This is a genomic window from Streptomyces sp. NPDC003691 (assembly GCF_053981115.1).
In genome coordinates, this window is record NZ_JBSFNQ010000066.1 from 1 (window position 1) to 25,266 (window position 25,266).

At 72.8% G+C, this 25,266-nt stretch carries 23 protein-coding genes and 1 pseudogene; 12 read left to right on the forward strand and 12 right to left on the reverse strand.

Annotated elements, in window-relative coordinates; all coding sequences use genetic code 11:
* A pseudogene (locus tag ACWDR0_RS25720) lies at positions 1–96 on the forward strand (beta-ketoacyl synthase N-terminal-like domain-containing protein); the annotation flags it as partial.
* A gap of 74 nt (positions 97–170) precedes the next feature.
* Here ACWDR0_RS25720 and ACWDR0_RS25725 read toward each other — a convergent pair.
* From ACWDR0_RS25725 to ACWDR0_RS25740, 4 genes are all read right to left on the reverse strand, one after another.
* Positions 171–539 (reverse strand): hypothetical protein, encoded by a 369-nt coding sequence (locus ACWDR0_RS25725; RefSeq protein ID WP_456354167.1) that lies wholly within the window; start codon positions 537–539, stop codon positions 171–173.
* A 5-nt stretch (positions 540–544) separates the two neighbouring features.
* Positions 545–802 (reverse strand): hypothetical protein, encoded by a 258-nt coding sequence (locus tag ACWDR0_RS25730; RefSeq protein WP_456354132.1) that lies wholly within the window; start codon positions 800–802, stop codon positions 545–547.
* Between the two features lie 134 nt (positions 803–936).
* Positions 937–1,431, reverse strand: coding sequence for an NAD(P)-dependent oxidoreductase (locus tag ACWDR0_RS25735; RefSeq protein ID WP_456354133.1), 495 nt, complete (start codon positions 1,429–1,431; stop codon positions 937–939).
* A 6-nt stretch (positions 1,432–1,437) separates the two neighbouring features.
* On the reverse strand, positions 1,438–1,884 hold the full coding sequence (locus ACWDR0_RS25740) for a hypothetical protein (protein ID WP_456354134.1): 447 nt from the start codon (positions 1,882–1,884) through the stop codon (positions 1,438–1,440).
* A 380-nt stretch (positions 1,885–2,264) separates the two neighbouring features.
* Here ACWDR0_RS25740 and ACWDR0_RS25745 point away from each other — a divergent pair, with 380 nt between their 5' ends.
* Positions 2,265–3,962 carry a DEAD/DEAH box helicase gene (locus tag ACWDR0_RS25745; RefSeq protein ID WP_456354135.1) on the forward strand — a complete coding sequence of 566 codons (1,698 nt, stop codon included), beginning with the start codon at positions 2,265–2,267 and terminating at the stop codon, positions 3,960–3,962.
* A 60-nt stretch (positions 3,963–4,022) separates the two neighbouring features.
* Here ACWDR0_RS25745 and ACWDR0_RS25750 read toward each other — a convergent pair whose 3' ends face one another.
* A complete protein-coding gene (locus ACWDR0_RS25750) occupies positions 4,023–4,205 on the reverse strand; it encodes a ribbon-helix-helix protein, CopG family (RefSeq protein ID WP_456354136.1) in 183 nt (60 codons plus the stop codon).
* Between the two features lie 148 nt (positions 4,206–4,353).
* Here ACWDR0_RS25750 and ACWDR0_RS25755 point away from each other — a divergent pair, with 148 nt between their 5' ends.
* The 3 genes from ACWDR0_RS25755 (at position 4,354) to thpR (ending at position 6,853) form a co-directional block, all read left to right on the forward strand.
* Positions 4,354–4,818, forward strand: a complete 465-nt coding sequence (locus ACWDR0_RS25755) for a MarR family winged helix-turn-helix transcriptional regulator (protein ID WP_456354137.1) — start codon at positions 4,354–4,356, stop codon at positions 4,816–4,818.
* A gap of 25 nt (positions 4,819–4,843) precedes the next feature.
* Entirely contained in the window at positions 4,844–6,196 is a 1,353-nt protein-coding gene (locus tag ACWDR0_RS25760; RefSeq protein ID WP_456354138.1) for an MFS transporter, read from the forward strand.
* An 81-nt stretch (positions 6,197–6,277) separates the two neighbouring features.
* Complete coding sequence (gene thpR / locus ACWDR0_RS25765) at positions 6,278–6,853, forward strand: RNA 2',3'-cyclic phosphodiesterase (RefSeq protein ID WP_456354139.1); 576 nt, start codon at positions 6,278–6,280, stop codon at positions 6,851–6,853.
* Positions 6,854–7,137: 284 nt separating this feature from the next.
* On the opposite strand, the gene ACWDR0_RS25770 is transcribed toward thpR, so the two are convergent.
* Positions 7,138–8,136 carry an aldo/keto reductase gene (locus tag ACWDR0_RS25770; RefSeq protein ID WP_456354140.1) on the reverse strand — a complete coding sequence of 333 codons (999 nt, stop codon included), beginning with the start codon at positions 8,134–8,136 and terminating at the stop codon, positions 7,138–7,140.
* Between the two features lie 371 nt (positions 8,137–8,507).
* Between ACWDR0_RS25770 and ACWDR0_RS25775 the strand changes: the two genes are divergently transcribed.
* Together ACWDR0_RS25775 and ACWDR0_RS25780 are read left to right on the forward strand one after the other, a co-directional pair.
* Positions 8,508–9,524, forward strand: a complete 1,017-nt coding sequence (locus tag ACWDR0_RS25775) for a glycosyltransferase family 2 protein (RefSeq protein WP_456354141.1) — start codon at positions 8,508–8,510, stop codon at positions 9,522–9,524.
* A 2-nt stretch (positions 9,525–9,526) separates the two neighbouring features.
* Positions 9,527–11,065, forward strand: a complete 1,539-nt coding sequence (locus ACWDR0_RS25780) for a DUF6056 family protein (protein ID WP_456354142.1) — start codon at positions 9,527–9,529, stop codon at positions 11,063–11,065.
* A gap of 120 nt (positions 11,066–11,185) precedes the next feature.
* Here the strand turns inward: ACWDR0_RS25780 and ACWDR0_RS25785 are convergent, their stop codons facing one another.
* Both ACWDR0_RS25785 and ACWDR0_RS25790 read right to left on the reverse strand, forming a co-directional pair.
* Positions 11,186–12,259 (reverse strand): alpha/beta fold hydrolase, encoded by a 1,074-nt coding sequence (locus ACWDR0_RS25785; protein ID WP_456354143.1) that lies wholly within the window; start codon positions 12,257–12,259, stop codon positions 11,186–11,188.
* A gap of 166 nt (positions 12,260–12,425) precedes the next feature.
* Positions 12,426–13,118 (reverse strand): SGNH/GDSL hydrolase family protein, encoded by a 693-nt coding sequence (locus ACWDR0_RS25790; protein ID WP_456354144.1) that lies wholly within the window; start codon positions 13,116–13,118, stop codon positions 12,426–12,428.
* Between ACWDR0_RS25790 and ACWDR0_RS25795 the strand changes: the two genes are divergently transcribed.
* Positions 13,117–13,959, forward strand: coding sequence for an N-acyl homoserine lactonase family protein (locus tag ACWDR0_RS25795; protein WP_456354145.1), 843 nt, complete (start codon positions 13,117–13,119; stop codon positions 13,957–13,959). The two genes, ACWDR0_RS25790 and ACWDR0_RS25795, sit on opposite strands and share 2 nt — an antisense overlap.
* 135 nt (positions 13,960–14,094) lie before the next feature.
* Positions 14,095–15,135, forward strand: coding sequence for a WD40 repeat domain-containing protein (locus ACWDR0_RS25800; protein WP_456354146.1), 1,041 nt, complete (start codon positions 14,095–14,097; stop codon positions 15,133–15,135).
* A gap of 214 nt (positions 15,136–15,349) precedes the next feature.
* Here the strand turns inward: ACWDR0_RS25800 and ACWDR0_RS25805 are convergent, their stop codons facing one another.
* Positions 15,350–16,291: a TetR/AcrR family transcriptional regulator gene (locus ACWDR0_RS25805; RefSeq protein ID WP_456354147.1), complete on the reverse strand. Its 942-nt coding sequence runs from the start codon at positions 16,289–16,291 to the stop codon at positions 15,350–15,352.
* Positions 16,292–16,478: 187 nt separating this feature from the next.
* On the opposite strand from ACWDR0_RS25805, the gene ACWDR0_RS25810 reads away from it, so the two are divergent.
* Entirely contained in the window at positions 16,479–17,513 is a 1,035-nt protein-coding gene (locus ACWDR0_RS25810; protein WP_456354148.1) for an ATP-binding cassette domain-containing protein, read from the forward strand.
* Positions 17,510–18,406 carry an ABC transporter permease gene (locus ACWDR0_RS25815; protein WP_456354149.1) on the forward strand — a complete coding sequence of 299 codons (897 nt, stop codon included), beginning with the start codon at positions 17,510–17,512 and terminating at the stop codon, positions 18,404–18,406. The genes ACWDR0_RS25810 and ACWDR0_RS25815 overlap by 4 nt, the downstream gene beginning before the upstream one ends.
* A gap of 225 nt (positions 18,407–18,631) precedes the next feature.
* Here ACWDR0_RS25815 and serC read toward each other — a convergent pair whose 3' ends face one another.
* Positions 18,632–19,750, reverse strand: coding sequence for a phosphoserine transaminase (serC, locus tag ACWDR0_RS25820; RefSeq protein ID WP_456354150.1), 1,119 nt, complete (start codon positions 19,748–19,750; stop codon positions 18,632–18,634).
* 91 nt (positions 19,751–19,841) lie between these two features.
* Positions 19,842–20,456 (reverse strand): GTP-binding protein, encoded by a 615-nt coding sequence (locus ACWDR0_RS25825; RefSeq protein WP_456354151.1) that lies wholly within the window; start codon positions 20,454–20,456, stop codon positions 19,842–19,844.
* Between the two features lie 230 nt (positions 20,457–20,686).
* Between ACWDR0_RS25825 and ACWDR0_RS25830 the strand changes: the two genes are divergently transcribed.
* Entirely contained in the window at positions 20,687–23,668 is a 2,982-nt protein-coding gene (locus ACWDR0_RS25830; protein WP_456354152.1) for an FAD-binding and (Fe-S)-binding domain-containing protein, read from the forward strand.
* A gap of 34 nt (positions 23,669–23,702) precedes the next feature.
* Here ACWDR0_RS25830 and ACWDR0_RS25835 read toward each other — a convergent pair whose 3' ends face one another.
* The gene (locus ACWDR0_RS25835) at positions 23,703–25,181 is read right to left on the reverse strand and encodes a hypothetical protein (protein WP_456354153.1); all 1,479 of its coding nucleotides are present in this window, start codon (positions 25,179–25,181) and stop codon (positions 23,703–23,705) included.
* Positions 25,182–25,266 lie beyond the last annotated feature (85 nt).

Below are 25,266 nucleotides of genomic sequence, written 5' to 3' on the forward strand. Positions count from 1 at the left end.
CCGTCGACACCGCCTGCTCGTCCTCCCTGGTCGCCATCCACCTCGCCGCCCAGGCCCTGCGCCGCGGCGAATGCACCCTGGCAGTAGCCACCGGAGCCCGACCGAAGGGCCGGCCTGCGGTAATCGCCCGAACGGTGCGATACCGCAGGCCGGCCCTTCCGTTTACCCGGTCAGGGGGTGAGGTCGAGCACGCGAACCGGTTTCCCGCTCCACCGCTTCGGCTCGGTGGTGGCGACGACAGCCCCGTCGGGCCGGTCGGCGGTCGGCTGTGCCGCGTGCCGACTGTGAGCGGCGGCCCAGGTCTCCTCCCGGGCGACGGCGAGCGCGGCGGCCAGGTCCAGATCGAGAACGGTGATGCCGGGCAGCGCGGCCAGGTGCTCCGCGGTGCCGGGTCGGGCCCGGTCCGCTTCGACCAGCGCGCAGGCGGGTGCGTAGAGGAACCAGCCCGGCTCGGCGTGGGCCCGGTGGATAAGGCGGGAAGCGAGGACATTGCCCTGCCCGGCCGCCGTCATGGCCGTCTCGTCCAGGACGATGTGCATCTCGCTCACCGGCCGGTCACCTGCGCCAGACGCCGGTCCAGTTCCCCGTCCAGCTCCCGTTCCTCGGCCGCCGACGGGGCGTAGCCGTTCCATGCGGCCAGCGCCGCCTTGGCCCGCTCCGCTCGCTCGGCCCGTTCGGCCGGGGTCAGCAGGGTCTCGGCGAGGCGCGCCAGATACGCGCGCAGCGACAGCCCCTCGGCTGCGGCGACTGCGGCGAGCCGGTCCTTGGCTTCCTCGGGGATACGGACATTCGCATCGGACATCATCGTGCTCCTTCCCATCCTTCGAGGGTACGGGTACGTACCCGTACCCGTACGCCCAATGCCGAATTCGCGGTATGCGTTTTCTATGGCGCAGGGGTTCGGGGGCTTCGGGGTTGCGGGGTCGGCGCAGCAGGTCAGGAGCGCAGCAGGTCGACCGTCTGGCGGACCGCGCTCTCCTGCATGGCGGCGAGGGATTCCGCGGTGACCCCGGCGGTATGAGGGCTCAGGAGCGCGGTGTCGCCCAGTGCCGCCGCGGTACCGTCGGCGGCCAGGCCGAAGTCGTCGACGGCGAACCGCAGATCGGGCCGGGCGGCGACCACGTCAGGCAGGGCTCCGAGGTCGAGGATCTCCTTGCGGGCCGTATTGACGACCAGGGCCCCCGGCGGGAGCAGGCCGAGAAGCCGCGGGCCGATGAGTCCGCGGGTGCCGTCGGCGAGCGGGAGGTGCACGCTCAGGACATCGCTGTGCCGGAAGACGTCTTCCAGCGAAGCCGTCGGCAGATCGGGGTGGTCCCCGGGGGTACGCGTCCAGACCAGCGGTTCCATGCCGAAGGCCCGGAGCAGCGGTAGCAGTGCCCGGGCCGTCGCGCCGGCGCCCAGCACGCCGGCGCGCCTGCCTCGCAGCTCCACCGGGGCTTAGGCCATGCCGGCCCGCTCCTCGCCCGTCAGGGCGGCACGATGGCCGGACAGAGCGCGCTTGGCGAGGGCGAGGACCATCATCATGGTGTGCTCGGCCACGGAGACCGCGTTCACGCCCGGGGTGGTCACCACCCGCACACCGCGCTCCCGGAGCGCGGCCAGGTCCAGGTGGTCGGTGCCGGTTCCCACCGAACCGAGCACCCGCAGGCCCGGGAGCGCGTCCAGGATCACGGGGCCGATACGTTCTCTGACTCCGACGACGGCAGCGGACACCCCGGGCCCCAGGGCGGTCAGCTCGGTCAGTGCCCGGTCCCGGCGGCTTGCCACCCGTACCTCGGTGAACGCGTCGCTGAGGAGCCCGAACGCCTCGGGGTTGCCGGGCAGGTCGGGCAGGGCGACGAAGACCGTCCCCGGAATCGTCCCGCGTGTGCCGACGACCGTCATAGTGATCCCCCAGATACGGAACGTGCCGGTGGCAGACCGTAACGATGCTACGGCGGGCGGCTCGCCGTCCACCCCGCCGTGGCCGATATCGGGCCCTCCTCCGCCCCGTCCCCGCCCACCCTCCGCCGAAGAGCGTGTGCTAGGGTTTCTTGGCTGTAGTTGTAGCAACCATGAACCCGTGCGCCTGGCAGATACGCGAGATCCACATCTTCCTCAGGCGCTTCGTTTGTCTCCGGCAGCTCCGGACGGGGCCTTGGCCTCCAGAGTCCGACTCACCGGACGCGTATTCCGCTCAAACGGGGTCCGCACCGTCGTGGTGCGGGCCCCGTTTCGCGTTGCGCCGGGACAGCGTGCCCAGGAAGCAGGAAGGCGGACACCGCATGTCCCGCAGGCCCCAGAAGTCAAGTCGTCGTGCCCCTTCGGGGCCGCCCGCAGTGGCGGCGCCCAAGGATTTCAAGCTGCCCGAGTCCGTGACGCCGGCGTTGCCGGCCGTTGACGACTTCGCCGCTCTCGATATGCCCGAGGCGCTGCTGAAGACCCTCGCCGCGCAGGGAGTGACCGAGCCGTTCCCCATTCAGGGCGCCACCCTGCCGAACTCGCTGGCCGGGCGGGATCTGCTCGGGCGGGGGCGGACGGGGTCCGGGAAGACCCTGGCGTTCGGTCTGGCTATGCTCGCCAGGACGGCCGGGCTGCGGGCCGAGCCCAAGGCGCCGCTCGCCCTGGTGCTGGTGCCCACCCGGGAGCTGGCGCAGCAGGTGACGGACGCGCTGACGCCGTACGCGACGTCCGTGAACCTCCGGATGGCGACCGTCGTCGGCGGGCTCTCCGTCAACAAGCAGGCCGGTACGCTGCGGCGCGGCGCCGAGGTGGTCGTGGCGACCCCCGGGCGCCTCAACGACCTCGTCGAGCGCGGCGACTGCCGGCTGGCCGATGTCCGGATCACGGTGCTGGACGAGGCCGACCAGATGACCGACATGGGCTTCCTGCCGCAGATCACCAAGCTGATCCGGCAGGTGCGGACGGACGGGCAGCGGATGCTCTTCTCGGCCACCCTGGACCGGAACATCGACAAGCTGGTGCAGCAGTTCCTGACCGACCCCGTGGTGCACTCCGTGGACCCGTCGGCCGGTGCGGTGACCACCATGGAGCACCATGTGCTCCATATCCAGGACGAGACCGACAAGAAGGCCGTCACCGCCCGCATCGCGGCCCGTGACGGCCGGGTGATCCTGTTCATCGACACCAAGCGCGCCGCCGACCGGCTCACCAAGCGGCTGCTGGCCGTCGGTGTCCGGGCGTCCGCCCTGCACGGCGGCCGGTCCCAGCCGCAGCGCACCCGCACCCTGGACCAGTTCAAGAACGGCCAGGTCACGGCATTGGTGGCGACGAACGTCGCGGCCCGCGGCATTCATATCGACGATCTCGACCTGGTCGTGAACGTCGATCCGCCCACCGACCACAAGGACTACCTCCACCGTGGCGGCCGCACCGCCCGGGCCGGCGGCTCCGGCCGGGTGGTCACGCTGGTGCTGCCCGAGCAGAAGCGGGAGTTCACCCGGCTGATGTCCCACGCGGGCATCCGCCCCCGTACCGCCGCCGTCACCTCCACCGACGCGCAGCTCGCGGCGGTCACCGGGGCCCGCGAGCCCTCGGGTGTCGCGGTCACCATAGAGGTGCCCGCGCCGACCCCGCCGAAGTCGTCCCGTGGCGGGCGCGGCGGCGGCGGTGGTGGTGGTGAGTCCGGTGAGCGTTCCCGCCGCAGGCGCCCCCGCCCCGCCGGGGACGAAGGTTCCGGTACCGGTTCCCGTTCCGTTGCTGGTTCCGCTTCCGGTTCCGGCCGGGGCTCCCGTGGTTCCGGCGCGTCCGCGGGTTCCGGCCGTGGCTCCGGTGCCGCCGCCGGTTCCGGCCGCGGTGGCGGCCGTGGTTCCGGTGGTACGGCCTCCGGTGCCGGTCGCGGTTCCGGTGGTGCGGCCTCCGGCGGCGGGCGCGGCGGTCGTGGTTCCGGTACGGCTCAGGGTGCCCCCTCCGCCCGTGGCGGCGAGCGCCGCCGCGGCGGCCGCCGCGGCACCGCGGGATAACCCGCAGACGGGGACGGGGACGGGGGCTGGGACGGGGACGGGAGTGGAGCGCGGCGGGCCTCAGGCCCGCCCGTAGAACTCCTCCGTCTCCTCCACCGCCGCCTTGAACCGTTCGTCGAAGTCATCACGGATGAGCGTCCGGACCACATAGTCCTGGACGCTCATTCCGCGTTTGGCCGCGTGCCCGCGGACGCGTTCCAGCAGGTCGTCGTCTATGCGCAGGCTGAGCACCGTCGATTTCATGCTGCCAGGGTCGCCGCCGGGCCGTCGCGGGCGCGTCATCTTTTGCCCGGTGATCACTCGTACGGGTGATAAGGGCTTGCCCTCGGGCGGATCGTGCACTCGTCGCCCGACTGGTATTTAGACAGAGTAATGAGTTATGCTAACAAACATGTCAGACCTGTCCCATGGTGACACCGGCGGACCTCACGGCGACGACGCCGACCAGGCCGCGGTGAACGCGCTGCGCTCGGCCGTGATGCGGCTGGGCCGACGGCTCAAGCACCAGCGAGTCGACGAGTCGCTGAGCCCCACCGAGATGTCGGTGCTCGGCACGCTGGCCCGCTGCGGCTCGGCCACCCCCGGGGAGCTGGCGCGGCGGGAGCACGTACAGCCGCCGTCCATGACCCGCATCGTCGCGCTGCTGGAGGCCAAGGGACTGGTCCGGCTGGAGCCGCACCCCGACGACCGGCGGCAGAAGGTCGTCAGCCAGACCGAGCAGGCCGAGGCCATGCTCGAAGAGAGCCGCCGCAAGCGGAACGCCTGGCTGGCCCAGCTCGCCGACGGTCTGGACGAAGACGAGTGGGAGAAGCTGCGCGCCGCCGCCCCCGTCCTGGAGAAGCTCGCCCACCTGTAACCGACGGCCGAGGAGGCGAACCCTTTTGCGTACGGGACCCGGAGCAGACTCCGCACCCGCATCCGCATCCGCACCTACGCACAGCACCATGTTCAGCTCGCTGAAGATCCGGAACTACCGGCTCTACGCGATCGGCCAGGTCGTCTCCAACACCGGTACCTGGATGCAGCGCATCGCCCAGGACTGGCTGGTGCTCACCCTCACCGGCTCCGCGTCCGCGGTCGGCATCACGGTCGCGCTCCAGTTCCTCCCGATGCTGCTCTTCGGCCTGTACGGCGGAGTCCTCGCCGACCGGCTGCCCAAGCGGGCCCTGCTGCTCTTCACCCAGTCCGCGATGGCCACCACCGGCCTCGGACTCGCCGTCCTGACCCTCACCGGACAGGTCCAGGTCTGGCACGTCTATCTGACCGCCTTCCTGCTCGGCCTGGTCACCGTCGTGGACAACCCGGCCCGGCAGATATTCGTCAACGAGATGGTCGGCCCGGACCAGCTCGCCAACGCCGTCAGCCTCAACTCCGCCAACTTCCAGTCCGCCCGGCTCGTCGGCCCGGCCGTCGCCGGTGTGCTGATCACCGCCGTCGGCACCGGCTACGCCTTCCTCTTCAACGGGCTGTCCTTCCTCGCGACCGTCGCAAGCCTGCTGCTGATGCGCCGGTCCGAACTGCACCCGTCCCACCGCGCCCCGCGCGCCAAGGGGCAGCTGCGGGAGGGCCTGCGCTACGTCTCCGCCCACCCCGAACTGATCTGGCCGATCGTCCTCGTCGGTTTCATCGGCACCTTCGGCTTCAACTTCCCGATCTGGCTCACCGCATTCGTCCACGACGTCTACGGTTCCGGCGCCGAGATGTACGGCCTGCTCAACACCTTGATGGCCGTCGGCTCCCTCGCGGGCGCGCTGCTCGCCGCCCGGCGCGGCACGTCCAAGCTCTCCGTACTCGTGGGTGCCGCGGTCCTCTTCGGCGCCCTGGAGGTCGTCGCCGCGTTCGCCCCCTCGTTCTGGATCTTCGCGGCGCTGCTCGTCCCGATCGGCATGTTCGGCCTCACGGTGAACGTGACGGCCAACGCCAGCATCCAGATGGCCACCGACCCCGCCGTCCGCGGCCGGGTGATGAGCCTGTTCATGATGGTCTTCGTCGGCGGTACGCCGCTGGGCGCGCCGCTCGTCGGCTGGCTCACCGACGCCTACGGCCCCCGGATCGGCTTTGCGGCGGGCGGTGCCGTATCGCTGCTGGCCGCGCTCACCGTCGGGGTGATCCTCGCCCGCTCGGCGGGCGTCCGGCTCAAGCTGGACCTGCGCCCGGGCCGTCCGCATCTGACCCTCGTCCCCAAGGGGCGCGACCCGGTGACGCGTCCGGAGAGCCCGGCCCGGGCGGGGTAGCGTCCCCGCGCCGGACCGGGCGGGTGGGCCGGTCGGACCGGGTGGGCCGGCCGGCCGGTCGGTTTGGCAGCATCAGGCCCCATGAGACTCTTCACCGCCGTCGTCCCGCCGCCGCTCCAGTTCGACGAGCTGTCGGCCGCCGTCGCGCGGCTGCGGACGGCGGACCCCGGGGCCGACGGTCTGCGGTGGACCCGGCCGGCCGGGTGGCACTACACCCTCGCCTTCTTCGGCGAGGTGGACGAAGGGCTCGTACCCGAGCTGCGGGAACGGCTCCGGCGCGGCGCCCGCCGCAGTACGCCGTTCCGGCTGGCGATCAGTGGCGGCGGGCACTTCGGGCAGGGGATTCTCTGGGCCGGGGCCGCCGGGGAGCCGGACGACATAGCGGCCCTGCGGCGGCTCGCCGAGCGGGCCGAAGCCGCCGCCCGCCGGGCCGGGGTCGCGATGGAGGAGCCCCGGCGCTACACCCCCCACCTCACCCTTGCCCGGACCCGGCGCGGCGCCCCGCCCGCTCCGCTGGCTGCGTACGCGGCGGAGCTGGACGGCTTCAGCGGGACGCCCTGGCGGGTGGCGGAGTTCTCGCTGGTCAGGAGCCATCCGCCGAGCCGGGGCGAGGACTCCTGGTACGAGACCCTCGCCACCTGGCCGCTGGGAAAATGAGCGGCCGGGTTAGTCTCGTGGGGTGAAAACCAAGACCAGGAACCGGATCATGGCCGGTGCGCTCGTGTTCATGTTCGCCATCATCGCGGTGGCGTCGGTCGTCGGAGGATAGCCACCGAGAGGTGCTACGGGTGCCGCCCGCCCCGCGGCGTACGGCACCCGCTCCCGTACCCCCGGCTACCAGGCTTACGGCACCCGCTCCCGTACCCCCGGCTACCAGGCTTACGGCACCCGCTCCCGTACCCCCGGCTACCAGGCTTACGGCACCCGCCCCCGCCCCCCGGCTACCAGGCGTACGACTCCGGCGCTTCGCCCACCGGCGGGAACAGCTCGTCCAGCGCCGTCAGCAGCTCCTCGCTCAGTGTCAGCTCCGCCGCCCGCAGGGCGCTGTCGAGCTGCTCGGCCGAGCGCGGGCCGACGATCGGGCCGGTGATCCCGGGGCGGGTCAGCAGCCAGGCCAGGGCCACCTCGCCGGGCTCCAGGCCGTGCTTGTCGAGCAGGTCCTCGTAGGCCCCGATCTGCTCCCGTACCCCCGGCCTGGCCAGCAGTGACGCGCCGTGGCCGGTGTAGCGGGGGGAGAGCTGCCCCGCTCGCTCCTTGCGCAGCAGTCCGCCGAGCAGCCCGCCGTGCAGCGGGGACCAGGGGATGACGCCGAGGCCGTACTCCCGGGCCGCGGGGATCACCTCCAGCTCCGACCTCCGCTCGAAGAGGTTGTACAGGCACTGCTCACTAACCAGGCCGTACGAGCTGCGCCGCCGTGCGGCCTCGTTCATCTGCGCGATCTTCCAGCCGGGGAAGTTGGAGGAACCGGCGTAGAGGATCTTGCCCTGCTGGATCAGGGTGTCGACGGCCTGCCAGATCTCGTCGACCGGGGTGGCCCGGTCGATGTGATGGAACTGGTAGAGGTCGATGTGGTCGGTGCCGAGGCGCTTCAGGCTCGCCTCGACCGCGCGCCGGATGCCGTAGGCGGAGAGCTTCTCGTGGTTGGGCCAGACCGGCCCGTCCTCGTTGTGGACCGCGCCGTACACCTTGGTGGCGAGAACGACCTTGTCCCGTCGCCCGCCGCCCTGTGCGAGCCACTTCCCGACGATGGTCTCGGTCAGACCCCGCTCGCCGGGGCCGCCGTAGGTGTTGGCGGTGTCGAAGAAGTTGACGCCCGCGTCCAGCGCCGCGTCCATGATCGTGTGGCTGTCGGCCTCGGGGGTGTAGGGGCCGAAGTTCATCGTCCCGAGGACGATCCTGCTGACTTTGAGACCGGTCCGTCCGAGCTGTGTGTACTCCATGGTCCCCATAGATAGACGGCCGGAGGGGGATCCACGCAAGGGTGCCCCGATCGGGGTCCGGGGGCCGGGTCCGGGTCCGGGTCCGGGCCGGAGGTGCCGGGTTATCGGCACGGGATATCACCGCCCGGCATCCCCCGCAGGGGCACGGCGGTCCGCCGAACCGGTCTCTCCGGCTCCGCCGCCGTGACCTGCCATCACGTCCCGCCGTTGCACGCACGGGTGGTTCTCGGGTTGACGAAATAGGGCGAATCTCGCGATCCTGAGCGCCCGCGCTGTACGTCTGTGACCGACGTCACATTTCAACGGAGCCAACCGAGACACCACGGAAACGCTCTGACTGCCTGACAGCCGACGAGAGAAGCCGTTTTCCGATGCCCAAGATCTCCATCGTCGTTCCGTGTTTCAACGAGAACGAGGTGATCGAGACCTTCCACACCAAGCTCGTCGAAACGCTGGACGCCGCCCTCTTCCCGGCCCGCCCCGGCGGCCCCGCGGCCGGCTGCGACACGTACGAGATCTGCTACGTCGACGACGGCAGCACCGACGGCACCCGCGACCGGCTGAGAAGACTCGCCGAGACCGACCCCCGGGCCCGCTACACCTCCTTCAGCCGCAACTTCGGCAAGGAGTCCGCGATGCTCGCCGGGCTGCACATGGCGCAGGGCGACGCCGTCGTCATCATGGACGCCGACCTCCAGCACCCGCCGGAGCTGGTGCCGCGGATGGTGGAACTGCACGGCCACGGCTACGACCAGGTGATCGCCCAGCGCGACCGCAGCGGCGAGGGCCTGATCCGCACCGCCTTCAGCCAGGCCTACTACAAGCTGGTGCGCCGGGCGATGGACGTCGAAGTCATCGACGGCGCCGGTGACTTCCGGCTGCTGTCCCGCCGCGCCGTCAACGCGCTGCTGACCCTCCCCGAGAGCAACCGCTTCTCCAAGGGCCTGTTCTCGTGGATCGGCTTCGACACCGTCACCTTCACCTACGAGAACGTCGAGCGCGCCGCGGGCAGTTCCAAGTGGGGCGGCCGCAGGCTGCTCAACTACGGCATCGACGGACTCCTCTCCTTCAACAGCCGTCCACTGCGCCTGGCCATCCACACCGGCCTCTGGCTGGTGCTGTCCGCCCTCGCCTACACCGTGTGGATCATCGTCAACGTCATGGTCAGCGGCGTCGACACACCCGGCTACGCCACCCTGATCGCCGCCATGGTCGGCCTCGGCGGCATCCAGATCGCCACCCTCGGCGTGATCGGCGAGTACGTGGGCCGGATCTACCACGAGTCCAAGCGCAGGCCCCACTACGTGATCCGGGAGACGGACGAGACCACCATGCCCACCACCCCCAAGGCCACGGCCGCCGCCGGGCTGCGCGAGAGGCAGCGCTGACCTTGGCCACCCGTATCGACCTCCCCGCCCCGCCGCCCGAGGACGCGTCCGCGCCGGAGCACGCCGGGCCCGGAAAGCGGAACGGGTGGGCGGAGTACTGGCCGCTCGCCCTCGCCGCGCTGCCCCTCGGACTGCTCGCCCTCGCCATGTGGTTCGGACGCCATGTCCGGCCCAGCGCCGACGAGTGGTGCTTCCTCCCGGACGTCCGCGAGGACGGTATGTGGGGCCTGGTCCACACCTTCTACTTCACCGACAACGGCCGGGTCGCCAACGGCATCCTCGTCGGCGCCTACGCCGAGTTCCCCGTCGCCGGACACCAGTGGTACGGGCCGGTCAGCGGCGCCCTGATGCTCCTGCTGCTCTGGGCCGTCACGGCGACCCTGCTGCGCCGGACCGGGACCCTGCTGCCGCGCGGAGTGCCGCTGCTGGCCGCCGCGATGATCACCGCGGTCTTCCTGTTCGCCACCCCGAACACGTACAAGACCTTCTACTGGCCCGCCGCCTCCGTCTCGCACACCCTCGCCCCGGTACTCGCGGCCGCCGCGGCCGTTCCGCTGCTGCGGGCCCGCGGCCGGCGCGGCCGGATCGCCGCCCTGGTGGCCGTCGTCCTCGCGGGCGTCTTCATGGGCACCCTCTCCGAAGAGGCGTCCGTCGTCGCGCTCGTCGTCCTCTCCGGGGTCGTCCTCTTCGCCGGGCTCCTGCTGGTCGAGCGCTACCGCCGCCCCGCGCGGATCTGGGCGCTGGCCGGGATGGCCGGTATCGCCGTCGGGACGATCGTCCTGGTGACCTCCCCGGGCTCCCGCAACCGCCGCAGCCGCTTCGACGCGGAGAGCGTCTCGATGCTGGCGCCCGAATCCCTCTGGGGCTCGGCGAAGGGCTTCGCCGAGATCCTCGGCACCGTGGTGACCACCTGGCAGTACGCGGGCGCGGTCGCCGCGGGCGTACTGATCGGGCTGCTCGCCCGGCGCGACGAGACGGCGCCCCGGATCCTGCGCCCGGTCCGCCCCGGCGCCCTGCTGGGGCTGGGAGCCGCCGCGTTCCTGGTCTCCGGCTACCTCTGCACCGTCATCACCTACCCCGTCTTCGGCGCCAAGGTCGTCACCACCGAGCGCACCTGGAACGACTATCTGCTGCTCTGGGCCTTCCTGCTGGTCGCGGCGGGCGCGGTGCTCGGCCGGTGGCTGAAGGGCCGCTACGAGGCGCGGGCGGCGGAGCGTACGGCGGCGTCCCGGCGGACCGGGCCGCTGCTGGTGGGCCTCGCCGCCGCGGTCTGCGCCGTGACCACCGTCTCCCTCGCCGCCGGGGTGGTCTCCCTCGGGGACGATATGCGGGCCCGCGCGGTGCAGTGGGACCGGCAGGACGCCTTCCTGCGGGAGGGCGCGGCCCGGGGTGAGAAGGTCATGCCCTACACCCCGACGAAGGTCGGCCGGATGCTGGAGCCGTTCAGCCGGAACGGGACCCGGGTCTGGCCCGCGCAGTGCGTCGCCGAGTACTACGGGCTGGAGCGGGTGACGTACGCGAGGACCTTCCAGGGCGACTGAGCAGGTCCTGCCCCGGGGGCTCGTGCGGGGTCGGCGGGCCATGGAGGTCCGTGCGGTGTCGGCGGGCCATGGAGTTTCGTGCGGCCCGGTGGCAGCCGGGCCGCACGGACCCGCACCGGCCTACCCGGCCAAGAAACCGAGCACCTCGCGCTCGAACCGGCCCCGCGCCTCCAGCTGCGGCAGATGCCCGACCCCGGCCAGCTCCACCAGCCGCGCCCCCGGGATCGCCGCGGCGGCCGCCCGGCCCAGGACCGGGAAGTTGCCCAGCCTGGCCCGGTTCTCCGGGGTGGCGTACGACTTGCCGACCGCCGCCCGGTCCTCCTGCCCGATGACCAGCAGCACCGGCAGGCGCAGTCGCGGCAGGTCCTGGACCACGGGCTGGTGGTACGCCATCTGGTACGTGTGCGCGGAAGCCAGCGCCCAGCGCGGGTACTCGCCGCTCAGCGTGATCCGGTACCGCAGCTCCACGTTCCGCTCGTAGAGCCGCCGCCACACGGGGACGTAGGAGCGGTAGAAGCCGCGGATGGCGGCGAGGTTGGTGTTCGCCAGCTCGTCGGCGAAGAGCCGCTCCGTGCTCAGCGCCGGGACCAGTTCGCGGTAGTCCTCCAGACCGACCGGGTTCGCCAGCACCAGGCTCCGGGTCCGGCCCGGGTGCTCCAGCGCGAACCGGACGCCCAGCATGCCGCCCATGGAGTGCCCGATGACATCCGCCCGGTCGACGCCGAGCAGGTCGAGCAGGGCGACCGTATTGGCGGCCAGCAGCCCGAAGGAGTAGTCGAGGGCGGGCTTCGACGAGCGCCCGAAGCCGACCTGGTCCGGGACGACCACCCGGTGCCCGGCGGCCGCGAGGTCGCGCGCGGCGGGCTCCCAGGCACCGCCGTCGAAGTTCTTGCCGTGCAGCAGGAGAACGGTCCGGCCGGTGGGGGCCGCGCCCGGGTCCGGGGCGATGTCGAGATACGCCATGTTCACGGTCTCGCCCTGGTTCACCAGCCGCAGGAAGCGCACGGGCCACGCGGTGCGGTAGCCCTCCATGGCGATCCCCAGCGGGACGTCGTACACGGGCTCGCCGTCCGGCCCGGTGGGCCGGGCCGCCGCCGTGGCCGCGTGCGCGGCGCCCGTACCCGCGGCGGTGAGCGCGCCCGCGCCCGCCGCGCCCGCCGCCACCGAACCGAGGAATCTTCTCCGACTGCTCAACTGCGCTCCTGTCATCCTGCTGTGGGCCGCGACCGGACGGTGCGGGATTACCAGGAAGAAGGGGTTGGCGGCGGCCGGAGGTTGCCTCGCCGCGGGGAAATTCCGCGGGGCGGGATCCGGAGCAGGGAGAGGGCGCCGGGGTGGGAGCGCGAACCGGGCCTACGGCTCAGACAGGGCGCGGGACATAGGGACCGCCGAGCCCCCATGCCTGGTGCAGCGCCGTGGCGAAGGCCGCCGCGATCCGGTGCTCACCGCTCGGTCCCGGATGGGTGCCGTCGTAGGTGTCGGCGTCCAGGGTGTAGCCGTCCGGGCGGGACGCCAGCAGCAGCGGCGACGACGGCCCGTCCAGCTCCGCGACCGCCTTCGCCAGCAGCTCGTTGAAACGGTCGCACTCGGCGGCGAACGGGGCGTCGGTACGGGCCCGGACATTGGGTATCACCGGCAGCAGCGCCATCCGCACCCCGGGCGCCGCGGCGCGCGCCTCGGTGATGAACCGGCGGACGTTCTCCGCCGTCTGTCCGCTGTCCGTGTAGAAGCCGAGGTCTATCAGGCCGAGGGAGACCAGCAGGACGTCCGGACGGTGGGCGGCGACCGTACCGCCGATCACGGGTGCCATGTGCAGCCAGCCCTCGCCCCAGCCCGCGAGATGGCGGCGCGCGGCGGCGGGGAACGCGGGATCGGCGTACGCCGCGGAGACCGGGGCGTCGGCGGCGGGATCGTACAGACCGCTACGCGGGCCGACGATCTCGTGCTCGCCGGGGAAGGACGGGGAGGAGAGGTGCTGCCACATCCGGTAGCGCCAGGTGTAGTCGCCGGCACGTCCGATGGTCATGGAATCGCCGACGAACAGAAAACGCATGGGGGTAATGATGCGCGATGCATCTAACGGGCCGCGATGTGATGACGGCCACGGGGGAGGGGCCGGTCCCGGAGGCCCGGCAGCCGTTACCGTCACCCGCCTCGACCTCGGGTACTTCATCCGCCCGGCGGCCGAGGCCGGGCTGCCGTACCCCCGGGCCGAACCCGCACTGGCGTATCTCGTCCGCCACCCCCGCGGGCTGCTGCTGTTCGACACCGGCATCGGGGCCGCCGGTCCGGAGACCGAGGCCCACTACCGGCCCCGCCGCCGGTCCCCGCGCGGCGCGCTGGCCGGGGCGGGGGTCCGGCCCGACGCGATCGCGCTGATCGTCAACTGCCATCTGCACTTCGACCACTGCGGCGGCAATCCGCTCTTCCCCGGGGTGCCGGTCGTCGTCCAGCGCACCGAACTGGCCGCCGCCCGGTCCGGCGGCTACACCGCCGACGAGCTGATCGGCTTCCCCGGCGCGGTGTACGAGCAGATCGACGGCGAGGAGCAGCTCTGGCCGGGGATCCGGGTACTGCACACCCCCGGGCACACCGCGGGGCACCAGTCGCTGCTGGTGGACACCGGACCGGCGGGGGAGGGGGCGTCGGGGTACGGGCCGGTACTGCTCGCGGGGCAGGCGTACGACACGGCGTCGGAGTACGGTGCCGCGCTGCTGGCCCGGACGGCCGCCGCGGACGGCGCCGTACCGCCGCTGCCGCCGTACCGGCCCTGGCTGGACCGGGTGGCGGAATTCGGGCCGCGGCGGGTGCTCTTCGCGCACGACGCGTCGGTACGGGAGGACACGGGCGGCTCCGGCTCCGGTCCCGGCTCCGGCTCCGGTCCCGGCGGCTGAGACCGGTGGCGGCTTCGGTTCCGGTGGCGGCTGAGGCCGGCGGGGCCCGGCGGCCGGTGAACGGTACGGGCCCGGGCCGTTCACCGACCGCCGGAAGTCACGGGTGCTTTACGGCCGGGATGGCAGGCTTGGGCCATGCGCTCGTTCCCGTACGCCTCCCTCGCCGCCCCCGGTGCCACCGCCGCCGCCGCTCTTGTGCTGGCGCCCGTGCTCGCGCTGGCGGCCGCCGCCCCGGCCGCCGCCGACGGGCCCGACTCGAACTTCTCGTTCCAGGACGACCGCATCACCGAGTCCAGCGGGCTGGCGGCGAGCCGGGCGCACCCGGGGATCTACTGGACCCACAACGACCAGGACGAACCACGGGTCTTCGCGGTCGACTCGCGTACCGGGAAGACCGTGGCGACGGTGACCCTGAAGGGCGTCGGGAAGCCCCGCGACATGGAGGCGGTCTCCGTCGGTCCCGACGGGCGGGTGTACGTCGGCGATATCGGCGACAACCGGAACGGCACCTGGCCGCATGTGTGGATCTACGCCTTCAAGGAGCCCGCGCGGCTGGGCGACACCACCGTGCGGGCGACGCAGTACACCGTGAAGTACGCGGACGGCGCGCGCGACGCCGAGGCGCTGATGGTCCACCCGAAGACCGGGCGGGCGTACATCGCCTCGAAGAACGAGGACGGCGGCGGGCTGTACGAGGGCCCGGCGAAGCTCAGCTCCTCCGGGACCAACGTCTTCCGGCGGATCGGGGAGGTGCCGTGGGTGACGGACGGCGCGTTCTCGCCCGACGGGAAGCGGCTGGTGCTCCGTTCGTACTTCTCCGCCCGCGGTTTCGAGTGGAAGCCGGAGGGGCGGCTCGGCTCCGACGACCGGGTCAAGGCGCCGATCCAGGGCCAGTCCGAGGGCGTCACCTACACAGCCGACGGCCGGGCGCTGATGTTCGGTTCGGAGGGGCAGGGCGCCGAGGTGCGGCGGGTCGACCTCGACGACGCGGGCAAGGGCGCGGGCCCGGCGCCCGGCGGCGGCAAGGCGTCGTCGGACGGCGGTACGGCCACGGCGGACGGGGGCGGTTCCGGCGATGACGGTTCCGTGGACGTCACGACCGCGGTGGTCCTCGGCGCGGGCGCGCTCGCGGTGCTGCTGCTCCTGAAGCGCGTCTTCCGCCGCCGTCCAGCCTGACCGCCTCCGGCGCGGTCGGGAGGGGGCGCGGTTCCCCCGCGGGCCCCTCGGGCACGGGGGCGGTGCGGGTGCTGCGGCCCCGGGGCACTGCGCAGGCTTGTCCCGTGGGGGACGGGGCCCGGCGGGCGGAGTCCCGTACCGGCCCGGCTGCCCGGTGGGACGAGTACCGCCCGGGCCCGGCTGCCCGGTGGGGACAGGGCCCCGGGCGGGCCCGTCAGCCCTCTGCAGCCTCCGCGGGCTCCACGGCACCCGATGCCGCCGCGTCGCGCCCGGTCGAGTTGCCCGCGGACGCATTGCCCCTGGCCGCGCCGCTCCGGGGCGTGCCGTCGCCGGCCAGGGCCCCCGCCCCGCCCGCGTTGCTGCGGCAGGCGTCGCCCGCCCCCGGCGGGCGCCAGCCGGCCGCCTCGCGTTCGCGCATCAGCGCTTCGAAACCGGTGAGCAGGCGCTGGACGCCGAACTCCAGATGGTCGAACTCCTCGGTGAACGTGTCCTCGCTCAGGCCCGCGACCAGCGGGAATCTGCCGCTCTCCATCGCGGTGGCCAGGAACGGCTCCTGCACGCCCCAGAAGTCGGTGTGGCTCAGTCCGGTCGCCTCGGCCGCCTCCTCCGCGTCGGCCGCCATCCGGGCGATGCCCGCGACCAGGCTCTGCACCGAGATGATCACCGAGATCCGCTCGGGGTCGGTCAGCAGCATCGGCCGCAGCGCCCGGAGCGCCACCTCCAGACTGGCGATGGTGCTGGGACCCAGCACCGTACGGGCCTGGTTGACCCGGAGCAGCCACGGGTGCTTCTCGTAGAGGTCGAGATAGCCGCGGGCCATCTCCATCAGGGCCGCCCGCCAGTCGGGCTCCCCGTCCCCGCCCTTGGCGTGTTCCCACTCGCCGGGGTCGCTGACCTTGTCCAGCATCAGGTCGAGCAGCTCGGCCTTGCCGGGGACATAGCGGTAGAGCGACATCGTGCCGGTGCCCAGTTCGGAGGCGATCCGGCGCATGGAGACCGCGGCGAGCCCCTCGGCGTCCGCGACCTCGATGGCCCTGGCCACGATCGCGTCGAGCGTCAGCCCCGGCTTGGGCCCTCTGGTGGGCCGGTCGCCCAGACCCCACATGAGCTCCAGGGTGCGGACGATATCGCCGCTGCCGGTCGTCTCCGTCGTCATGGGCTCACCCTATTCCTCCTGCTCCCGGCCCCGGCGCGGGCCTGCCCGGAGCCTGTCCCCGGCCCGTCCCGGAGAAACCGCGAATAAAACTGAGTACGGTGTACCCATGAATCGGGTACAGTGTACGCGGTTGTGGTCGGAGAAGGCATGTGGCCGCTCCACAGTCCGGGACGGCCTGGGAGGAAGAATGAGTGTGAACGCACCCGGTGAACGCGGCGAGTACGCGATCCGCGCCGAGGGTCTGCACAAGAGGTACGGGGAGAAGCGCGCCCTCGACGGGCTGGACCTGGCCGTCCGCCGGGGCACCGTGCACGGCGTCCTCGGCCCCAACGGCGCCGGGAAGACCACCGCGGTCCGGGCCCTGGCCACCCTGCTGAAGTTCGACGCGGGGCGGGCCGAGGTCGCCGGGGTGGACGTGGTGCGCGATCCGCGCGGCGTCCGCCGCCGGATCGGGCTGGCCGGCCAGTACGCGGCCGTGGACGAGGTGATGACCGGCCGCCAGAACCTGGAGATGTTCGGCCGGCTCTTCCATCTCGGCGGCCGCCGGGCCAAGCTGCGGGCGGCCGAGCTGCTGGCGCAGTTCGATCTCACGGACGCGGCGGACAAGGGCGCGGGCGAGTACAGCGGTGGTATGCGCCGCAGGCTGGACCTGGCGGCGTCGATGATCCTCCGCCCGGAGGTGCTCTTCCTGGACGAGCCGACGACCGGTCTGGACCCGCGCAGCCGCGGGGAGGTGTGGGACACCGTACGGAAGCTGGTCGCCGAGGGCACCACGGTCCTGCTGACCACGCAGTATCTGGAGGAGGCCGACAAGCTGGCCGCCCGGATCACGGTCATCGACGGCGGCCGGGCGATCGCCGACGACACCCCGGACGGGCTCAAGAGCACCGTCGGCGGTGTCCGGGTCGAGGTCGTCGTCGCGGACCGGGCCGACCTCCATGCCGCGGTGCAGGCGGTGGGCCGGGTCGCCACCGGGAGTCCGGAGGTCGAGGACGACGAGCTGCGGGTGCACGCGGTCGTCGCCGACCGGGTCGCCGCGCTCACCGAGGTGGCGCGCACCCTCCAGGACCAGGGCGTGGCGGTCGAGGACATCGGGCTGCGCAGGCCGAGCCTCGACGACGTCTTCCTCCGGCTGACCGGTCACCGTACCGAGACCGGCTCCGGCGGGGACCAGCAGCAGAGCGGCGGCAAGAAGAAGGAAAAGGAAGAGGCGGCGGCATGAGCGACACCGCAGTGCAGAACCCGGGCACCCGCGACACCGCGGCAGCGGCAGCGGTGGCCGGAGGGAGCGGACCGGTCGATCTGACCGTCCACGCCGACGGCCGTGAGCGCCGTCTCCACTGGGCGGTGGTGGACTCCTGGAACGTGGTGCGCCGCGGGCTCACCCACTACCAGCGCCAGCCGGTGAACATCGTCTGGCAGCTCGGCTTCCCGATCCTCTCCGTGCTGCTCTACGCCTATGTCTTCGGCGGGGCGATGAAGTCCCCCGGCGGCGACTACCGCGACTATCTGATGCCCGGCATGTTCGTGATGACGATGGCCTTCGGCTTTATGAGCACCGCGATGAACGTGGTCGCCGATTCCACCAAGGGCGTCATCGACCGCTTCCGCTCGATGCCGATGGCCCCGTCGGCCGTGGTCTCCGGCCGGGGCGTGACCGACATCATCGTGGCCGTCGCCGAGCTGGCGATCCTCGCCCTGACGGCGGTGCTGATCGGCTGGCGCTCCGACGGCGGATTCCTTGCCACGCTGGGCGGGTTCGGACTGCTGGTGCTGCTGCGGTTCTCGCTGATCTGGATCGGGGTGTGGCTCGGTCTCGTGGTCCCGAACCAGGAGGCGGCGGGCGGGCTGTACGCGGTCGCGTTCCCGCTGACGATGGTCTCCAGCATCTTCGTCCCGACCTCGTCGATGCCGGGCTGGCTGGGCACGGTCGCGGCCTGGAACCCGATCTCGTCCACGGCCGGGGCGACCCGCGAGCTGTTCGGCAACCCGGTGGCCTCCGACGGCTCCTGGATCCAGGAGAACGCGGTGCTGATGGCGTTCGTCTGGCCGCTGATCCTGACGGCGGTCTTCCTGCCGCTCGCGGTGCGCCGCTTCCAGAAGCTCAGCCGGTGACCTCCGGCGGTACCGGCACCCGCGGTACCGGCACCCGCGGTACCGGCACCCGCGATACGGGGGTACGCGGGACGGCGGTACCGGATACCGGGGTCACGGGGGCGACGGGAATACGGGGGTACGGGGGCGACGGGAGTACGGGGAAGGGCCCGGCGGAGCAATCCGCCGGGCCCTTCCCCGTATCCCTGTGCGGCGCGCGGTGCGCGCGGATCAGAGCCGCTCGATTCAGAGCCGCTCGATCACATGGTCGATGCAGACCGTCAGCGCCTCGACGTCCGCCGGGTCGATCGCCGGGAACATCGCGATCCGGAGCTGGTTCCGGCCCAGCTTCCGGTACGGCTCGGTGTCCACGATCCCGTTGGCCCGCAGCACCTTGGCGACCGCGGCCGCGTCGATCTCGTCCGCGAAGTCGATGGTGCCGATGACCTGCGAGCGCTTCGCCGGGTCGACGACGAACGGATCGGCGTACTTCGACGCCTCGGCCCAGCCGTACAGCGCCTGCGACGACGCGGCGGTCCGGCCGGTCGCGAAGCCGAGACCGCCCTGCCCGTTGAGCCACTTCAGCTGCTCGTTGAAGAGGAACAGGGTGGACAGTGCCGGGGTGTTGTACGTCTGGTTCTTCAGCGAGTTGTCGATCGCGGTCGGCAGGCTGAAGAACTCCGGCACATGGCGCCCGGAGCCGTGCACCCGGGCCGCGCGCTCCAGGGCGGCCGGGGAGAAGACGCCGATCCACAGTCCGCCGTCGGCGGCGAAGGACTTCTGCGGGGCGAAGTAGTAGACGTCGGACTCGGTGATGTCGACGGGCAGACCGCCGGCGCCGGAGGTGGCGTCCACCAGGACCAGCGCGCCCTCGTCGGCGCCCGCGACCCGGCGGATCGGGGCGGCGACACCGGTCGAGGTCTCGTTGTGGGTCAGGGCGTAGACGTCGACGCCGGCCTCGGCCACCGGCTCCGGGTGGGTGCCCGGGTCGGAGGCGACGACGGTCGGCTCGGCCAGCCAGGGAGCCAGCTTCGCGGCCTTGGCGAACTTCGACGAGAACTCGCCGAAGGAGAGGTGCTGGGACTTGTTCTCGATCAGTCCGTGCGTCGCGATGTCCCAGAAGGCGGTGGAGCCGCCGTTGCCGAGGACCACCTCGTAGCCCTCGGGGAGCGAGAAGAGGTCGCGTACGCCCTGGCGCACCTCGCCGACCAGGTTCTTCACCGGGGCCTGGCGATGGGAGGTGCCGAGGAGGGATGAGCCGGTGGCGGCGAGGGCGTCGAGCGCCTCCGTCCGCACTTTGGACGGGCCCGCGCCGAAACGGCCGTCGGCGGGCTTGATGTCAGCGGGAATCTGGATCTCAGCCACGTATCGGAGCGTATCGGGTACCGCCGGACGGCCGCGGTCCGGTCCGGCGCTTGAGACGGCATGCCCACGGACCGGGCGCCCCGGAACCGGCTCAGGCCTCCCGGTGCAGGGCCAGGTCGTAAAGATGTTCCACGAGGGCGATCAGCACGTACTTGCTGGACGAATGGTCCCGGGCGTCGAACTCCACCATCGGTACATCGGCGTCCAGGGCGAGCGCCTGGCGGATCTGCGCGTCCGTGTGGAACGGTCCGCCGAAGTCGTTGACCGCGACGATGAACGGCACTCGGTGGTGCTCCAGCCGGTCCAGGGCGTACCAGGCGTCGGGCAGCCGCCGGGTGTCGACCAGGACGACGGCGCCGATGGTCCCCGAGAGCATCCGCTCCCAGAGGAACCAGAAGCGCTCCTGGCCGGGGGCGCCGAAGAGATAGAGGATCGCGCGTTCGTCGATGGTGATCCGCCCGAAGTCGAAGGCCACCGTGGTGGCGCTCTTCCGGGCGGAGACCAGGCTGGGGTCGTCGAGCAGCCGGCCCGCCGGGCTCATGTCCTCCTCCGTGTGCAGCGGACGGATCTCGCTGACGGAACGGACCATGGTCGTCTTGCCGACTCCGAAGCCGCCGACGACGACGATCTTCAGCGCGTTCTCGGCGGTCCTCAGGGAGTCCGCCGTGATGTCCTCCGGGGCGACCGTGCGCGGGGCGCGGGTCATCGGCGGGGAGCAGTGCCGGTCATCGAGTGTTTGCCTTCCGAGGGGTGGCCGGGGCAGAACTGGAGCCGAGGGTTCCTGATCAAGTGGTCGTCACTATAGGAGAGTTGGCGATCACTTTGGGCGCTTCGTCAAGCCTTTGCCAAGAGTCCAAGGACCCTAATGGCCTCACGTGGGACGTTTCCCCGGGTTTCCCCCCGGTGTGACGTGCGCGACGCGGGCATGCTGGAGCCATGACCGATCAACGGGACGGGGGCGCCGACCGGCCGCGGAAGGGGTCCGGCGACCCCGGAACCGACGGGCGGAACGGCCGGTTCCGCAGCCCGGGGAAGGGCACTCCCGGGTACGGCGCCGCCCCCGGCGCCGTACCGCCCGAACGGCTCGCCGCCCTCCGGGCCGGTCTGGCCGCCGCGCTGCCGCCCGGCGCCGCCGACTTCTCCGCCACCGCCCGCGCCCTCACCACCATGGACGCCTCCAACTACCGCCGGGTCCCCCTCGGCGTCGTCACCCCCCGCCACGCGGACGACGTCGCCGCCGCCCTGGAGGTCTGCCGCGCCCACGGCGTCCCGGTCGTCCCCCGCGGCGCCGGGACCTCCATCGCCGGACAGGCCACCGGCACCGGAATCGTCCTCGACTTCACCCGCCGGATGAACGCCGTCCTGGACGTCGACCCCGGGTCCCGTACCGCGCTCGTCCAGCCCGGCGCCGTACTCGACACCCTCCGGGACGCCGCCCGCCCGCACGGGCTGACCTTCGGGCCCGACCCCTCCACCCATGCCCGCTGCACCCTCGGCGGCATGATCGCCAACAATGCGTGCGGGGCGCACTCGGTGGCCTGGGGCACCACCGCGGACAATGTCCGCGAACTCTCCGTCCTCACCTACGGCGGTACCGCGCTCCGCCTGGGCCGTGAGGTGCCGGGCCCGCCCGGGCCGCTGCTCACCGCCGTCCACGAGCTGATCGGCGGCCACCTCGCCCTCCTCCGTACCGGCTATCCGCCCGGACTGCCCCGCCGGATCTCCGGATACGCCCTCGACGCGCTCCTCCCCGAGAACGGCCCGGACCCCGCCCGTGCCTTCTGCGGCAGCGAGGGCACCCTCGGCATCGTCACCGAGGCCGTGGTGGGGCTGGTCGAGGCGCCCGCCGCCCGCGCCCTCGCCGTCCTCGGATACGCCGACGAGACCGCGGCCGCCGACGCCGCCCCCGGACTGCTGCCGCACCGGCCGCTGACCGTCGAGGGCATGGCCGACGACCTCGTACCGCCGCCCGCCCGGCCCGGGCTGCCGCGCGGCCGCGCCTGGCTGTTCGCCGAGACCGGCGGCGCCACCCCCGCCGAAGCGGCCGCCCGCGCCGGGGAACTGGTCCGGGCCGCGGGCGCGCTGGACGCGGCCGTCGTCTCCGAACCCGCCGCGATGCGGGCGCTCTGGCGGATCCGCGAGGACGCCGCCGGGACCGCCACCCGGCTCCCCGGCGGCGGCGAGGCCTGGCCCGGCTGGGAGGACTGCGCCGTACCGCCCGCCGCCCTCGGCGCCTATCTGCGCGACTTCCGGGCCCTGCTGGCCTCGTACGGACTCCGCGGCGCGCCCTTCGGCCACTTCGGCGAGGGCTGCGTCCATGTCCGGATCTCCTTCGACCTGGTCACCCCGGCCGGGGTGCGGGCCTTCCGCGCCTTCTCCGGCGATCTCGCCGACCTGGTGGTCGCCCACGGCGGCTCCCTCTCCGGCGAACACGGCGACGGCCGGGCCCGCGCCGAACTCCTGCCGAAGATGTACGGACCCGAACTCACCGCCCTCTTCGCCCGCTTCAAGGACCTCTGGGACCCCGCGGGCGGCCTCAACCCGGGCATCCTGGTCCGGCCCGCGCCCCTCGACGAGGACCTCCGCTTCGCCGTCCTGCCCCGGCGGCCCGTCGACGTGGCCTTCGGCTACCCGGAGGACGGCGGCGACTTCACGGCCGCCGTCCGCCGCTGCGTCGGCGTCGCCAAATGCCGGGACACCGGGCCCGGCCCCGGGGTGATGTGCCCCTCCTACCGGGCCACCGGCGAGGAGGCCCACTCCACCCGCGGCCGGGCCCGGCTGCTCCACGAGATGCTCGCCGGGGAGATCGTCCGGGACGGCTGGCGGTCCCGGGAGGTCGCCGAAGCCCTCGACCTCTGCCTCTCCTGCAAGGGCTGCCGCAGCGACTGCCCCGTCGGCGTCGACATGGCCACCTACAAGGCGGAGTTCCTCCACCACCACTACGCGGGCCGGCTCCGCCCCCGCACCCACTACACCCTGGGGCGGCTGCCGGAGTGGCTGCGGGCGGCCGCCCCCGCCGCCCCCGTACTCAACGCCCTCGGCCGGATCCCGCCGCTCGCCGCCCTGGCGAAACTGGCCGCCGGAACCACCCCGGAACGGCCGCTGCCCGCCCTCGCGCCGGTGCCGTTCACCCGGTGGGCGCGCGGCCGCCTCGGCGGCGGGCCGAAGACCGCCGTCCTCTGGCCCGACACCTTCACCGAACATCTGTCACCGGAGGTCGGCCGGGCCGCCGTACGGGTCCTGGCAGCCGCCGGATTCGGGCTCGTCCTGCCGCCGGGCCGGGTCTGCTGCGGACTGACCTATCTCACCACCGGCCAGCTCGACCGGGCCCGTACCGTACTCCGCCGCACCCTGCGCACCATGGAACCGCTCCTCGGCACCGCACCCCTCGTCGTCCTGGAGCCGAGCTGCGCGGCCGCCCTCACCACCGACCTGCCCGAACTCCTGCCAGGCGACCCGCGGGCGGCCCGGCTCGCGGCCTCCGTCCGCACCTTCGCGGGCACGTTGGAGGAGTACGCCCCCGACTGGGCGCCGCCCCGGCTGGACCGCCCGGCGGCCGGGCAGACCCACTGCCACCACCACGCCGTCCTCGACCCGGCCGCCGACCGCTCCCTGCGCGCCCGCGCCGGGCTCCGGGGCGAACTCGCGAGCGGCTGCTGCGGCCTCGCGGGCAGCTTCGGCTTCGAGCGGGGCCACTACGGGATCTCGGTGGCCTGCGCGGAGGACCGGCTGCTGCCCGCGGTACGCGAAGCGCCCCCGGACGCCCTGCTGCTGGCGGACGGCTACTCCTGCCGCACCCAGCTCGCCCAGCTGACGGGCCGCCGGGCGAAGCACCTGGCGGAGGCGCTGGCGGAAGGGCTCGACGGGGGGCGCGGGCCCGGGCCGGGCGCGGAGCCCTTCACCGGGCCGGAGAGCTGAGCGACTGTACGGACGCGCCGGAGACTGCACACGGCTACGCCCAGCGCGCCAGCAGCGCCGCGCAGTAGGTGTCCACACCCATCAGCGGCAGCGGCGGCTGCGACGGCTGGATGGTCCGCACCGTCCCGGCCACCTCCTTCGACCAGCGCTGCAACGGCAGCCACGCCGCCACATGCGCCTGCTCCCGGTCGGTACCCCGGCGGCCGCTGCCGCCCACGTCGTGGCGCATCCGCTGGGACCGGCCGCGGCCTTCGACCACATGGTCGGTGAAGGTCCGCGCCACGGCCCGCATATGGGTCTCGGTGAAGACCTCGGGGAGGCCGGGCGCATCGTGGTAGAGACGGAGGAAGTCGAGGTCTATCAGGGCGTGCGTGACATCCTCGGGGACGGTGACCGGGCGGTACGACGGCCGGATGTCGGAGCCGTCGGACACCCGGGACCCGGTCGCCTCCCACCCCGAGTACACCCGCCCGAAGCTCGGCCAGTACGGCCAGGCCGCCACCCCGCCGGTGATGGTGAGGTCCCCCAGCAGCGACCTGGCCATCGCCTCGGCGCGGCCGCGCCAGAGCGAGTCGCCGGTCACCACGGCGAGCTGCACCATCGTGCGGCCCATCGCGAGGAACTCGTTGGTCGGCAGCTCGGCGCCCGCGAAGGAGACCGGCTCGTCCGGCAGCCAGCAGTAGTAGCCGCGGCCGTCGTCCGTGGTCCGCCACTGCTCGTCGTGGACGTCCATCGCCCGCTCCACGGCGTCGAGATAGTCGTCGACGCGGTCGTGGACGGACTTCGGGACGGCGTCCGGCTGCTCCAGCGCCAGCCGGGCCAGCCCGGCCATCGGATAGGTGATCATCCCGGTCTGGGCGGCGAGCGGGACCAGCTCCGGCTTGACCGTGTACGCCCCCGGCCGGATGCGCCGCGGCCCGGTGCCGCCGGGCGGCTCCGGCGGCACCAGCTCCGCGGTGACACCGGTGCGCTGGTCGTACGCCGCGTAGACCGTCCGGTCCGCCCGGCGCTCGTCCGCCGGGTCCAGACTCAGCTCCGACACGGTCACCGCGGGCCGGTTCGGCCCCGAGACGATCAGCCGGAAATGCCGGTCGCCCTCCCGGGCCACCGTCACCTTCACACCCTTGGCGTGCGGCGGACAGACCGTCACTTCGAGGGCCGGGCGCCCCTCCGTATCGGGCAGCACGGCCGTGGCGGCGGTGAACTTCCCCGCCGTGGACCAGACCGGGAGGCTGCGCCCCTGGAAGTCCTCGACACCCCGGACGTCGTCCCGGGCCCGGAGCACGTCGTCGATGAGTCCGGCCAGCCGCTCGGCGTACTCGGGACGGCCGGTCCGTTCGGCCATCAGCAGATAGCCCTGCATCCGCCAGGACGTGCCCCAGCCGATGACCCCGGCCTCGTTGTCGGGCTCGACGCCCGGGCCGTTGACACCGGTGAGGCTGCCTTCTATGGAGTGGAAGGCACGCGTTCCCTGCTGCTGGAGATTGCCGAGTCTGGGTATGCGGAGAGGCATGGGCCGAAGTTTCGCACGGGTCCGGCGGCCCGGTTCCCGGTACGCGCCCCGTGCTGTCGCCGGTCCCCCGGGCACGGGGATTCCC